This is a genomic window from Aeromicrobium yanjiei, from assembly GCF_009649075.1.
Classification (GTDB): Bacteria; Actinomycetota; Actinomycetes; order Propionibacteriales; family Nocardioidaceae; genus Aeromicrobium; species Aeromicrobium yanjiei.
The window spans coordinates 819792-832327 of sequence record NZ_CP045737.1 but is presented as its reverse complement, the minus strand read 5'-3'; the positions used below and the strand labels follow the sequence as shown (position 1 = coordinate 832327).

The window sequence follows — 12536 nt, the reverse complement described above, 5'->3', positions numbered from 1 at the left end:
ATCAGGAGCCACGGCCATCGTCGTCGCTCAGTCCCCGCACCGAGACCGTTCCGGTCCGCTCCAGTTTGTTCCATCGGTTCTCCGCGTTCCCGAGCTCGAGCCTCACGGCGTCCAGCACGACGAAGGTCATCATGGTTGAGTACAACGGCCACAGCGGGACCGTCCAGAGGTGGCGCAGGTCGTCGACGGCCCGGTCGAGCGCCAGCGCGAGCGCCAGCAGCGCCAGCGACGCCGGCACCCCCAGCAGCAGCACCCACGCCCACCACGTCCGTGGCAGCCAGTCGGTGCCGTCCACGGCGATGAGCCAGCCCACGCCCACCGCCGCCGACAGCTGCAGGAAGGGCGCGATGACCTGGGTGACCATGTTGAACAGCAGGTAGACGCCGAAGGCGCCATAGCGGGGGTTGCCCACCATCGGCCAGTGCATCTCGGTGGCCTGCAGCAACCCCCGCGCCCAGCGCACCCGCTGCCGCCACAGACCTCGCAGGGTGGAGGGCGACTCGGCGTACACCAGGGCCTGCGGCGCGAACGCCACCTGGAAGCCCGCCCGGTGGACCCGCCAGGTCAGCTCCAGGTCCTCCCCCAGCGTGTCCGTGCGCAGCGGCCCCACCCGGTCGAGCACGTCGCGACGATAGGCGCCGATGTTGCCGGACACGACCGGCAGACAGCCGAGCACGTCGAGGCCGCGACGCATCAGCCCGGTGCCGACGTGGCTGATGACGGACAGGAGGCGGGTGAGCGTCCGGTCGAGGTTCACCGGTCTGTCGTTGCCGCACACCGCGCCGATGCGCGGGCTGCGAAAGCCGCGCACCAGCATCGTCAGGGTGTCGGGGCGGAAGACACCGTCGGCGTCGACGAGCACGAGAACCTCACCGGCGGCCGCAGCGATCCCGGTGTTGAGGGCAGCGCCCTTGCCTGCGTTGGCCTGCCGCAGCGCCCGCACGACGCCCGGGTGGGCGGCGGCCAGCTGCTGCATCCGCGCGAAGGTGTCGTCGGTGGAGCCGTCGTCGACGCACACGATCTCCAGGTGGGGATAGTCGCTGCGGGCGATGGAGCGTACGCACTGGTCGATGACGCGCGCCTCCTCGAAGGCCGGCACCACCACGCTCAGTCGCGGCGCCTCGGTGAACATCGGGCCGTAGCCGGCCGGCCCGGGGCCGCTGCGCCGGGCGCGGACCTCGAAGACGAGGGCGAACGGCACCATCCCGAAACGTACGATCCCGGCGGCGGCGAGCGGCACGAGCAGCACGAGGACCAGCGCCGCCACGAAGGCGATCACGGATCAGCCCGACCACTCGACGAGCACGTCCTCGAGGACCTCGGGGGCGTGGGCGGACAGCGCGCCGAACCTGCTGTTGACCTCGAGCACCACGGGGGTCCCGTCGCCCGCCCTCCGCACGTCCATGTCGACCGGACCCACCAGGTCCAGCGCCTCCACCGTGCGCAGGGCCAGCGCGGCCACGTCGGGCTCGGCGCCGTCGGGCAGGCGCTCGACCGCCGCGGCGTTGCCCACCCGGCCCTGCTTGAGCTCGGTCTTGCGCAGCACCACGACCCGGCACCTGCCGGTGTGCGGCGAGCGGTAGACCTGGGGGCTGTACTCGACGCCCGGCGCGTAGCCCTGGACCAGCCACGTCGCGTCGAGCGAGTCCCACACCGGGTCGCCCCCGTCCTCGACGACGTGCACGCCGCGACCACCGCGGCTCACCCGCGGCTTCACCACGACGAGCCCGCCGCCCCAGGACACGGCGTCGGCCGCCGAGCCCACCTCCGCCACCGTGGCGTGCGGCGGCACCGCGACGCCGCGCTCGGCCAGCGCCCACATGGTGAGCAGCTTGTCGGCGGCGACGGCGACCGGGCCCGGCGCCGAGAGCACCAGCGCCGCGCCCATCCCCGTCGCCAGGCCGAGGACCGCGAGCCGGGGCAGCTCCTCGGCGACGGTGGGGACGACGAGGTCGGGACGCAGCCGCGCCACCAGGTCGCGCATGTCCTGGTCGTACGCCGGGTCGAGCGCGCCCACCACCGGCAGGACCGTGTCGTACCCCGGGACGTCGGTCGGCGCGAGGTCTACGCCCACCAGGCGCGGGCCCGCACCCCTGTCGGCCTGCTCCAGCGCCTGGACGCCCAGTGCCCGCCCCGCCGGTCCGGCCGCGCCGGTGACGAGCATGGTCGTGCGCTCGGAGGCTGCACTCATCCATTCAGTCTAGGCACGCGGGCCGGGCCGCGCCCGGACGACGATGTTGACGAGCCGGGGCGCCCGCACGAGCACCGAGCTGCTGACCGGGGAGGCACGACCGACCAGCTGACCTGCACAGGTCAGGGGTCAGGACGCGAGCCGCACCCGGGTGTCGAGTGCCTCGAACAGATCGGCGCCGAGGACGTCGACCCGGTTCTCGAGCGTCCGCAGGACCGTCCATGCTCGGGCGGGGTCCGAGACGATCGTCGCGCTGAAGACCCGGCACCCGTCGACGGGACGCGCGAGATCGGCCTCGACGACCTGCACGCCGCGGCGGTGCAGGACCGACGCGATCGTGAGCAGGTCGGCCCCGTGGTCGTTCGCGGTCACCGACACCGTCACGACGTAGGCGCGCGGACCGGCCTCGGCCGGCCTCGGTCGCACCTGCTGGTTCATCGCCATTCCTGCCACCCTGTCCCCGTGTCACTGACGTCCTGATGTGACCATCCTCGCGAGGCTGATCATGACGGTCAACAAGATGAGCCGCAACGTGGCAGACTGCCAAGCAGATCGTCCTCGGGTCGACATGAAGGGTGCCACCATGACAAGCATCGACCGGCTCGACGCCGAGATCCTCGGCCGGCTCACCGCCAACGCCCGCGTCGGGATCGCCGAGCTCGCGGCCGACCTCGGGGTCAGCCGCAACACGATCCAGCAGCGCATCCGGCGGCTCGAGGACGTCGGGATCCTCCGGGGGTTCCGACCCATCATCGACCTCGGCGCGGTGGGCATGCCGGTCCAGGCACTGATCAGCCTCGAGCTGGACCAGCGGCGCATGGCCGAGGTCGTGCAGGGGCTCGGGGCACTCCCGGAGGTCATCGAGGTCAAGCTCCAGGCCGGCCGCGAGGACCTGCTCGTGCACGTGGCCATCGCGTCGCTCGAGGCGCTGCAGCCCCTCACCGCGTCGATCGTGGAGATCGAGGGCGTGCGCAAGACGACCTCGACGTTCTCGGTCGGCACCCCCGTCCCCTACCGCCTGCAGCCGCTCCTCGACCACATCACCGAGGGCAGCGGATGGGGCCGGTCCACCCCGCTCCCCTCGTGAGATCGGCCCCTCGGTCGAGCCGGCGCCGGTAGATTGGTGCCCATGGGGACGACGTCGGACCGCCGATCGTGGCTCGGGCGATCCCGCGAGATCCTGCGGTACGTCGCCGAGCTCGGCAGCGGCCTCGGCACCTCCCTCCTCGCGCTCGGCGTGCTGGTGCTCCTCGTGCTCGTCGCGCTCCTGTCGGTCGTCGGCGTCGGTCTCCTGCTCGCACCGGCTGCGCTGCGTGCGGTGCGCTGGATCGCCGACCGCGAGCGGACCCGGCTCGCACGGTGGGGCACGGCGGTCCCGGGACCCGCGGCGCTGCCGTCGGGGCTCCGGGCGGCGCTCGCCGATCCGACCGTGCGGCGCGACATCGCGTGGCTCACGGTCCATGCCACGTGGGGCTTGCTGATCGGCTTCGTCGGCGTGGCCCTGCCGCTGTTCACGGTGCGAGACCTCACGTTCCCCCTCTGGTGGTGGCTGGCGCCCGAGGGCGAGGCCAGCGCCGCGCTGTGGTTCTGGGTCGTCGACTCGTGGGCCGAGGCCCTGCTGGTCGCGCTGTCGGCACTCGGCTGGGGCCTGCTGACGGTCCTGCTCGCGCCCGCGCTCGCCCGCCTCCAGTCCCTCCCGGGTCGGGCGCTGCTGCCGCCCCCTCCCGGCACCGATCTCCCGCTGCGCATCGCCGAGCTGACCGCGACCCGCGCCGCGGCCCTCGACGCGCATGCGACCGAGCTGCGCCGCATCGAGCGCTGTCTGCACGACGGCACGCAGAACCCCCTGGTCGCGGCGAACGTCCTGATCGGCGCGGCCCGCCGCCAGCTCGGCGACGACCGGCCGGCGGCCGACGACCTGCTCGAGCAGGCGCAGACCGCGATCGAGCGGGCCCTCGGCGAGCTGCGCACCACGATCCGCGGCATCCTCCCGCCCGTGCTGTCCGACCGCGGGCTGGACGGCGCGCTCACGGGACTCGCGGCCACCTCGAGCGTGCCGACGACCGTGGACGTCGGCGCGACCCGGTGCCCCGCCTCGGTCGAGGCCAGCGCCTACTTCATGGTCGCGGAGGCGCTGACGAACATCTCCCGCCACAGCGGCGCCGAGCGGGCCTCGGTGACGGTCCGCAGCATCGCCGGTGACCTGGACGTCACGGTCACCGACGACGGGCACGGCGGGGCGACCGAGGGCACCGGCTCAGGCCTCGGCGGCATCCGCAGACGCATCGAGGCCCACGACGGGACGTTCGAGGTCAGCAGCCCGCCCGGCGGTCCGACGACCCTGCACGCGAGGTTGCCATGCGGATCGTGATCGCGGAGGACGATGCGCTGCTGCGCGAGGGGCTCGCAAGCCTGCTCCGGGCCGAGTCCCTCGACGTCGTGGCGACCGCCGGGGACGCCGAGGAGTTCCTGCGCGCCGTGGATGAGCACCGACCCGACGTCGCCGTGGTGGACGTCCGCATGCCCCCGACCCACACCAGCGAGGGCATCGTCGCCGCGGTGGAGGCCAAGCGCCGGCAGCCTGATCTGGCCATCCTGGTGCTGTCGGCGTACGTCGAGCAGGCCTTTGCGACCGATCTGCTGACGCACGGCGTCGAGGGGCTCGGCTACCTGCTCAAGGAGCGGGTGGGACGGGTCGAGGAGTTCCTCGAGGCGCTGCACCGGGTGGCCGCGGGAGGCACCGCCCTCGATCCCGACGTGGTGTCCCAGCTGCTGGGCCGCCAGCACGACGACCCCCGGCTGGCCCGGCTCACCGAGCGCGAGGACGAGGTGCTGGCGCTGATGGCCGAGGGGCTCGGCAACACCGCGATCGCCGAGCGCCTCGTCGTCACCGAGGGGGCCATCCACAAGCACGTGCGCAGCATCTTCGCCAAGCTCGACCTGCCCCCGGACGACCGGGCGGACCGCCGGGTCGCGGCGGTGCTGCACTACCTCGACGCAGGGCCGGGACGGCTCCCGGCGGGGTGAGCCGCGAGGCGGTGCTCGTGCAGATGGTGGTGCAGGCTGTACCACCGACTGGGCAGCGCGCAGGATGTCCTGCGGCGCCCGGAGTTCATAGCGTGGAGACCACCATTCCCCACCGCTAGGAGCTCGCCATGACCGAGCACTCACCCTCCCCCCACAACCCGTCCTCGCGCGGATCCGATCTGCTCCGGACGCTGCTGTGGTCCGTCCTGGTGCTGGCGGTCGTCGCCAACGTGATCGCCTCCGCAGCCTCGGCCGATCTGGTGGTCCAGGTCGCGATCGGCGCCGTCACGGCGGTCGCCCTCGTCGGCCTGGTCGCGGTCTGGACCAAGGACCGCAGATGAGCAGCCCGCTGCTGACCCCCGTGACCGCTGACGCCACCCGCGAGGCCGTCATCACGCTCGACCACGTCTCCAAGACGTACGACGGCGGGGTGCAGGCACTGGACGACGTGTCGCTGACCGTCGAGCGCGGATCGTTCCTCGCGGTCATGGGACCCTCCGGATCCGGCAAGTCGACGCTGATGCACTGCGCCGCGGCGCTCGACGTCCCCACGTCGGGCACGGTCCTGATCGGTGGCCACGACACGCGCTCCCTCGACGAGACCCGCCGCACCGAGCTGCGGCGCGATCTCGTGGGCTTCGTGTTCCAGGGCTACAACCTGGTGCCGTCGCTGTCGGTCGCGGACAACATCACCCTCCCGCTGCGGCTCGCCGGCCGCCGGGCGGACCCGGCGTGGGTCACCTCCCTGGTCAACCGGGTCGGTCTGGGCGGCCGGCTCGACCACCGCCCGGCCGAGCTGTCGGGCGGCCAGCAGCAGCGGGCGGCCATCGCCCGCGCCCTGGTGACCGAGCCCGCGGTGGTCTTCGCGGACGAGCCCACCGGCGCACTCGACCTGCGTACGGCACGAGGGGTGCTCGACCTGTTCCGCGAGGTCGCCGAGGACCTGGGCCAGACGATCGTCATGGTCACGCACGATCCCGCGGTCGCCGCCCAGGCGGACACCGTCGTGGTCATGGCTGACGGCCACATCGTCCAGACCGTGACCGATCCCGACGCCGCCGATCTCGCGAACCGCCTCATCTCGATGAGCGAGGGCTGAGCCGTGATCCAGCTCGCCATCCGCATGGCCCGCCACCGTCTCACCTCGCTGGTCGCGATCGCGTGCGCAGCCCTCGGCGGCGCCGCCCTGGTGACCGCGACCGGCGTGCTCACCGAGTCGGGTCTGCGCTCCCACGCCCCCGTCGGCCGCCTGGCCGGGGCCGAGATCGTCGTGACCGCACCCCAGTCGGTCAGCGCCTCCGAGAGCATCCCGGCCGTCCTGCCCGAGCGCAACCGGATCCCGCGCGACCTCGCAGCCGGTCTGGCCGAGGTCCCGGGCGTGCGTCACGTCGTCGGCGACGTCTCGTTCCCCGCCGCGCTGCTCACCGCCGACGGCCCGGTCGCCACGAGCGACGACCCCCGGACCGCCGGTCACGGCTGGTCGTCGGTCCGGCTGCTGGGCCGCCACAGCACCAACGGCAGCGCGCCCGTCGGCACGGACCAGGTCGCCCTGGGCTCGGCCGCAGCCGCGGCTGCCGACGTCTCGGTCGGCGACGACGTCGAGATCTCCACCGCCGGAGGTGCCGCGCGGACGCACCGCGTGGCCGCAATCGTCGACGGTGGCGGGGACGAGCTGTTCTTCAGCGACGCCGCAGCCGCGGCGATCCGCGAGGCCGGCGGATCGGGGACCACCGCGGACCTGGTCGGCCTGGACGTCGCGCCGGGCTCGGTCGACACCGTCGCCGACGCCGTCCGCGAGCAGCTGGGCGGCTCGGGCCTCGAGGTGTCGACCGGGGCCGACCGGGGCGACACCGCGGCACCGGACGTCACGGCCGCGCGCGGCACCCTGCTGCTGGTCGCCGGCTCACTGGGCGGCATCGTGGTGATGCTCGTCGGCTTCGTGGTCACCGGCGCGGTCACCGTCTCGGTGGCCGGGCAGCGACGGGCGCTCGCCCTGATGCGCTCGATCGGCGCGACGCCCCGCCAGGTCCGCACCCTGGTCGCGGGCGAGACGAGCGCGACGGCCGCGATCGCCGCGGTCCCCGGCATCGTCCTGGGCTACCTGCTCGCAGGGCAGCTCGGCGGCCTGCTCCGGGCGACCGACATCCTGCCGCCGTCGCTGCCCCTGACGTACGGTCCGCTGCCGGCCGTTGCCGGTGTCGTGTCGATGGTCGTGGTCGCCCAGCTGGCCGCACGTGCCGCCGCCTGGCGGCCGTCGAGGATGCCGACCGTGGACGCGATGGTGGAGTCCTCGAGCGAGGCCCGGGTGCCGTCGCGCCTCCGGGAGCGGATCGGCCTGCTCGTGCTCCTCGGCGCCGTGGGCCTGTCCGCGGCACCGGTCCTCCTGGTCAGCGACATCGGTGCTGCGATGACCTCGACCGCCGGCATCGTCGCGGCGATCGGCCTCGCGGTGGCCGCCCCCGCCCTCCTGCGACGCGCCAGCGACGCGGTCGGCGGACGGATCCCCGACCGGGTCTCGGCACCCACGTGGCTCGCGGTCACCAACATGCGGGTCTTCACGACCCGTTTCGCGGGGGTCATCACGGCCTCGGCGATGCTGATGATCTTCACACTGACGTACGCGATCTCGCAGACCACGCTGGTGCGGGCGAGCGCCGACAGCGTGCGGGACGCCACGACGGCCGAGCTGCGGATCACCGGCGACGGGCTCGGCGGCGTGCCGGCCGATCTCGCGGAGCAGGTGCGCGAGCTGGACGGCGTACGCGCGGCAGCACCGATGTCCACGACCTCGGTCGTCTGGCCGCACGAGGTGCTGGGCGACACCGAGGTCGAGGCGGAGCCGGCGATGGTGCTGGACCCCGAGGCCCCGGGGGTGCTGGACCTCGACGTGCAGCGCGGCAGCCTGGCCGATCTCGAGGGCGACACGATCGCGGTTGGCGCCGGTGCGGCGGACGCACGCGACGCACAGGTGGGCAGGACCGTCAGCCTCACGCTCGGCGACGGCACCGAGGTCCGGCCGCGCGTCGTCGCGGTGTACGACCGGCAGCTCGGTCTCGGCTCGGTCGTGCTGTCCCGCGATCTCGCCCTGCAGCACACGACGTCCGGCCTCGACCACAGCCTGCTCGTGCGCACCGACGACACGTCGGAGGCCCGCGCGTCCCTCGCGACGCTCGCCGCCACCCGGCCAGGACTCGAGGTCGAGACGACGACCGTGGACTCCCACGAGTCGATCGCGGCGCAGGGGATGCTGCTCAACGTCGCGACCATCGCGGTGCTGCTCGGCTACCTTGCCCTGACGATCTCCAACCGGATCGTTGCGGTCACGACCCAGCGACGCGGCGAGATCGCCGCGCTGAGGACCGCGGGCGCCACCCGCGCCCAGGTCCTCGGCACCACCAGGCGCGAGTCACTCATCGCCGCCGGGGTCGCAGTGGGGGCGGCGCTCGCGGTCTCCGCGCTGCCGCTGGTCTTCCTCGGCATCGGGTTCCTCGGGCGTCCGTGGCCCTCGGCACCGATCTGGCTGGTCCCCTCGACGGCGGCGCTGGTCGTGGGACTGATCGTGGTCTCGGTGGAGCTGCCGACGCGCTATCTCCTGCGGTCCTCGCCGACCGCGACGGGACGGTGAGGGGCTCAGGCGCGACCGGGCCACAGGCTCAGCTGCAGCGTGAGGGCGAACCGTTGCGCCGGGTCGAGGAGATCGACCTCCCCGATCTCCTTGACCCGGCGCAGCCGGTAGCGGAACGTGTTGGGGTGCACGAACAGGGCCTCGGAGGCCCGGGTCACGTCGCCGAACGCATCGAGCCAGGCCTGCAGCGTCTCCACGAGGCTGCCGCCGTGCTCGCGGTCGTACGCGACGAGGCGGGCCAGCGGGCCGGTGAGCTGCTCGCCGCGCGCGATGGTCAGGTCGCGCAGCTCCATCAGCAGGGACTCGGTCTGCACGTCGACGAGCCGCGCCACGGGTCTGCCCCCGTGGCCCTCCCGCAGCACCCGCAGGATCCGGTCGGTCGTGGCCCGGGCCCGGACGATGTCCGAGAGGTTGGTCGCGACCGGGCCGATCGCGACGATGGGCCGCAGCCGTCCGCCGATGCGACCGAGGAAGTCGTGGGCGATGCGCATCGCGCGCGTCTCGGCCTCCTCGCGTGAGCCGGTCGCCGCCGCCAGCCCGTACGCGACGCCGTCGAACAGCGCCGACGCCGAGCGCGGGTTGACCGCGCTGAGGTGCATCGCGAACGCATCACCGAGACGCTGGCGCTCGTGGGCCGTCGACGGGTCGGTGCGGTCGACCGGTCCCGGGTCGGCGACCGTGAAGCCCAGCACCAGCAGCTGCGTGTCGGCCAGGCCCAACCGCTCCAGCGCGTCGCGGGCCCCCGAGCCCCCCTCCAGCACGGACCCGACGAGATCCGCGCGCACCCGGCGCTCGACGTCGGCGCCCGCGCGGACCCGCAGGAGGTGCAGTGCGACCAGCTGCGCCGCGTCCCGCAGCGCGGCGGTGCGCTCGTCGCTGAGGGGGCCGGGCACCGCGGCCCAGATCGAGCCGAGCACCTCGTCGCCGGCCCGGACCGCCACCGCGACCCGGGCCATCGTGATCGCCTCGTTGACGTCGGGCATGGCCTCCATGTAGATCGGCTGCTCCGAGCGGTGCAGCTCCCGGAAGACGCCCCGCTCGTTGAGGATCCGCGAGTAGCGCTCGGGCACCTGGCGGCCGAGGATCGTCTCGACACGGGACGGGTCGGCCTCGTCCTGGCGCCCGGAGAACGCCAGCACGCGCGAGCTGCGGTCCTCGATCGTGACCGGCGCGTCGAGCAGCGACGAGATCGCGTTGGCGACCGCGAACAGGTCTCCGGACGGCAGGCCGCCGAGCGTCTCGGGGGTTGCGCCGCCCAGGTCGCCCTCCGCGAGGACCGAGCGCAGCATCGTCGCGAGGTGGGCCCACGGCGCACCCCGGCTCAGCCCGAGCAGCGCGACCCGTGAGGTGTCGGCTGCCGCGCGGACCTCGTCGGTGAAGGGCACGGGTGCGCGCACCACGAGTGCAGCCGCGTCGCGCCGGCCCAGCTCGACCAGCAGCGCGGCGATGGCGGCCGGGTCCTCGAGGCCCACGCCGAGGACGAGCGCGCGCGGCGGCAGGACGGGGGCGTCGACCGGGTCGTGGATCACCACCCCGCCGATGTCGTCGCTGCGGCTCGTGTCGCCGTGCACGAGCTCGAGCAGCGTCGCGCCGAGATCGTCCACGACCCGCGCAAGACTTGCACGCGGCCGGGGCCGGCTGCCGGATGCGGTCATCTCGGTGCTCACGCTCACGACACTAGGGCTCTTCGGGTCAGACCGTGACCCACTCGGTGTGGGTCGTCACCTCCGCCAGCAGCTCGGGCACGGGCAGCACACCGATGCCCGGCCCGGTGGGAACGGTCAACGTCCCGGCGTCCAGGACGAACGGCTCGGTGATGTCGGTGCGGTAGTAGCGGTCCGAGGCCGAGGTGTCCCCGGGCATCGTGAAGCCCGGCAGCGCGGCCAGCGCGACGTTCGCGGCCCGGCCGATCCCGGTCTCGAGCATCCCTCCGCACCACACCGGCACACCGTGCGCGACGCACACGTCGTGGATGCGTCGGGCCTCCAGGTATCCGCCGACCCGCCCCGGCTTGATGTTGACCACCGCGCAGGCACCCAGCCGGATCGCGGCCGCGGTGGACTGTGCCGAGGTGATCGACTCGTCGAGGCAGACCGGGGTGGTGATCTGCTGCGCGAGGGACGCGTGCCCGAGGATGTCCTCCTCCTCGAGCGGCTGCTCGATCAGGAGCAGGTCGAAGGGATCGAGCCGGGCGAGGTGCCGGGCGTCCGCGAGCGTGTAGGCAGTGTTGGCGTCGACCTGCAGCAGCACGTCGTCGCCGAACCGCTCGCGCACCGCGCGCACCGGGGCGACGTCCCAGCCCGGCTCGATCTTGAGCTTGATCCGGACATAACCCTCGTCGATGTAGCCGCCCACCGCGTCGAGCAGGGCCGGGATGCTGTCCATGATGCCGACCGAGACCCCGCACGGGACCCGGTCGTGGACGGCCCCGAGCTCGCGCGCGAACGACCTGCCCTCGGCCCGCAGCTCGGCGTCGAGGACGCCCATCTCGAGCGCCGCCTTGGCCATCCGGTGCCCCTTGAACGGTGCCAGCACGGTCGCGACCCGGGACGCGTCGAGCGGTCCGGACGCGGCGAGGGTGGGGATCAGGAAGCGGCGCAGCACGTCCGCGGCGCCGGCCACGTACTCGGAGGAGTAGACCGGGTCGGGCATCGTCACGCACTCGCCCCACCCCTCCCCCTCGTCGGTGACGACGCGCAGGAGCAGCAGGTCACGCGTGACCTGGGTGCCGAACGAGGTGCGGAACGGCGAGACGAGCGGCATCGAGACATGGATCAGCTCGACACCCGTGAGCTTCACAGCCCCCTCCTCACGACGTACCAGCCTTGTTTGTCGAAGCCCGTGATGCGCGCTCCGTCGGCCAGCAGCCCGCCCAGCACGTCGCGCACCTCGAGCCGCCACCTGCGGGCCAGCGCGGGATCGGACGCTCGGAGCAGGCTGATCTCGCGCGGCACGGCGACCAGGGAGGTCGCGCCGTCAAGACGCCCGCGCACCGGGGCGCCGTCCGCGTCCATGCCGAGCGCCGTGAGCGCACCGGCGGCGAGCTCGTCGGCGACCACGGACGAGGTGGCGCCCCCGGAGCAGGCCAGCTCGACCGCGGGATCGGTCAGGCTCCATCGCACCAGCAGGCGGTCGGTCTCGTCGGCCCCGTTGATCGAGTCGTCCATGGGCCCGTAGAAGTTGGGCAGGTACTCGACCGGGCGTGCTGCGAGCTTGACCAGGTTGAAGTACGCATTGCGGCTCACGAGCGGGTCGAACGTCCACGCGACGTCGGAGACGCCCCGGCCGAGCGCCCACGCACGTTGGTGCAGCTTGAGGGCGAATCCCACGTGGCGGTCGACCATCGTGCTGTCGACCCCCGCGATGTGGCTGTGCAGCGCGTCGTCGGCGGGAGCGTGGAAGAAGCCCACGCATGCGCCGACGAGTCGACCGTCACTCGCGAAGGCACCGCCGACGTAGTTGCCCGCCTTCGTGAACGCCCGCAACAGCTCGAGGGTCAGCGGCGGATTGGCCTCCCGCCCCCAGATGCGCGCGTACAGGTCGAGCACCTGCTCGAGCTCGGGGAGGTCGACGACCTCGCGGATCAGCACACGGGCCGCGGACGCTGCCGCGTCGGCCGTGCGATCGGCGTCCAGCTGGGGGTCAAGGGCGGCTGTGGTCACGTCATCCATCCTGCGGAGATTCTCCGGCGGT

Annotated in this window: 12 protein-coding genes; 6 read left to right on the top strand and 6 right to left on the bottom strand. The window is 73.4% G+C overall.

Features of this window, described 5'->3' with window-relative positions; all coding sequences use genetic code 11:
* Position 1: 1 nt before the first annotated feature.
* The 3 genes from GEV26_RS04255 to GEV26_RS04245 all read right to left on the bottom strand — a co-directional run bounded on the left by GEV26_RS04255 (position 2) and on the right by GEV26_RS04245 (position 2629).
* Positions 2-1279, bottom strand: coding sequence for a glycosyltransferase family 2 protein (locus GEV26_RS04255; RefSeq protein WP_243838920.1), 1278 nt, complete (start codon positions 1277-1279; stop codon positions 2-4).
* Positions 1280-1282: 3 nt separating this feature from the next.
* Entirely contained in the window at positions 1283-2191 is a 909-nt protein-coding gene (locus GEV26_RS04250) for an ATP-grasp domain-containing protein (RefSeq protein ID WP_153651909.1), read from the bottom strand.
* Between the two features lie 129 nt (positions 2192-2320).
* Positions 2321-2629, bottom strand: a complete 309-nt coding sequence (locus tag GEV26_RS04245) for a hypothetical protein (protein WP_153651908.1) — start codon at positions 2627-2629, stop codon at positions 2321-2323.
* A gap of 145 nt (positions 2630-2774) precedes the next feature.
* Here GEV26_RS04245 and GEV26_RS04240 point away from each other — a divergent pair, with 145 nt between their 5' ends.
* The 6 genes from GEV26_RS04240 to GEV26_RS04215 all read left to right on the top strand — a co-directional run bounded on the left by GEV26_RS04240 (position 2775) and on the right by GEV26_RS04215 (position 8843).
* Complete coding sequence (locus GEV26_RS04240) at positions 2775-3278, top strand: Lrp/AsnC family transcriptional regulator (protein WP_153651907.1); 504 nt, start codon at positions 2775-2777, stop codon at positions 3276-3278.
* A gap of 42 nt (positions 3279-3320) precedes the next feature.
* On the top strand, positions 3321-4562 hold the full coding sequence (locus tag GEV26_RS04235) for a sensor histidine kinase (RefSeq protein WP_153651906.1): 1242 nt from the start codon (positions 3321-3323) through the stop codon (positions 4560-4562).
* Positions 4550-5218, top strand: coding sequence for a response regulator transcription factor (locus tag GEV26_RS04230; RefSeq protein ID WP_153651905.1), 669 nt, complete (start codon positions 4550-4552; stop codon positions 5216-5218). Before GEV26_RS04235 ends, GEV26_RS04230 begins: the two co-directional genes overlap by 13 nt.
* Positions 5219-5346: 128 nt before the next feature.
* Positions 5347-5559, top strand: a complete 213-nt coding sequence (locus tag GEV26_RS04225; protein WP_153651904.1) for a hypothetical protein — start codon at positions 5347-5349, stop codon at positions 5557-5559.
* Positions 5556-6317 (top strand): ABC transporter ATP-binding protein, encoded by a 762-nt coding sequence (locus GEV26_RS04220; RefSeq protein ID WP_153651903.1) that lies wholly within the window; start codon positions 5556-5558, stop codon positions 6315-6317. Before GEV26_RS04225 ends, GEV26_RS04220 begins: the two co-directional genes overlap by 4 nt.
* A 3-nt stretch (positions 6318-6320) precedes the next feature.
* On the top strand, positions 6321-8843 hold the full coding sequence (locus tag GEV26_RS04215; RefSeq protein WP_153651902.1) for an ABC transporter permease: 2523 nt from the start codon (positions 6321-6323) through the stop codon (positions 8841-8843).
* Between the two features lie 5 nt (positions 8844-8848).
* Here the strand turns inward: GEV26_RS04215 and GEV26_RS04210 are convergent, their stop codons facing one another.
* Genes GEV26_RS04210 through GEV26_RS04200 form a run of 3 tightly spaced genes read right to left on the bottom strand, consistent with a single transcriptional unit; the run spans position 8849 to position 12505 of the window.
* Positions 8849-10510, bottom strand: coding sequence for a PucR family transcriptional regulator (locus tag GEV26_RS04210; RefSeq protein WP_243838918.1), 1662 nt, complete (start codon positions 10508-10510; stop codon positions 8849-8851).
* A 25-nt stretch (positions 10511-10535) separates the two neighbouring features.
* A complete protein-coding gene (menC, locus tag GEV26_RS04205) occupies positions 10536-11642 on the bottom strand; it encodes an o-succinylbenzoate synthase (RefSeq protein ID WP_153651901.1) in 1107 nt (368 codons plus the stop codon).
* Positions 11639-12505: a GNAT family N-acetyltransferase gene (locus GEV26_RS04200; protein ID WP_243838912.1), complete on the bottom strand. Its 867-nt coding sequence runs from the start codon at positions 12503-12505 to the stop codon at positions 11639-11641. Before GEV26_RS04200 ends, menC begins: the two co-directional genes overlap by 4 nt.
* Positions 12506-12536: the final 31 nt, after the last annotated feature.

What these genes read in the sequence shown, in the direction of transcription:
- GEV26_RS04225 (WP_153651904.1), top strand. Translation starts at nt 5,347, where the DNA reads ATGACCGAGCACTCACCCTCCCCCCACAACCCGTCCTCGCGCGGATCC.
- GEV26_RS04245 (WP_153651908.1), bottom strand. Translation starts at nt 2,629, where the DNA reads ATGAACCAGCAGGTGCGACCGAGGCCGGCCGAGGCCGGTCCGCGCGCC.
- GEV26_RS04240 (WP_153651907.1), top strand. Translation starts at nt 2,775, where the DNA reads ATGACAAGCATCGACCGGCTCGACGCCGAGATCCTCGGCCGGCTCACC.
- GEV26_RS04235 (WP_153651906.1), top strand. Translation starts at nt 3,321, where the DNA reads ATGGGGACGACGTCGGACCGCCGATCGTGGCTCGGGCGATCCCGCGAG.
- GEV26_RS04230 (WP_153651905.1), top strand. Translation starts at nt 4,550, where the DNA reads ATGCGGATCGTGATCGCGGAGGACGATGCGCTGCTGCGCGAGGGGCTC.
- GEV26_RS04220 (WP_153651903.1), top strand. Translation starts at nt 5,556, where the DNA reads ATGAGCAGCCCGCTGCTGACCCCCGTGACCGCTGACGCCACCCGCGAG.
- GEV26_RS04250 (WP_153651909.1), bottom strand. Translation starts at nt 2,191, where the DNA reads ATGAGTGCAGCCTCCGAGCGCACGACCATGCTCGTCACCGGCGCGGCC.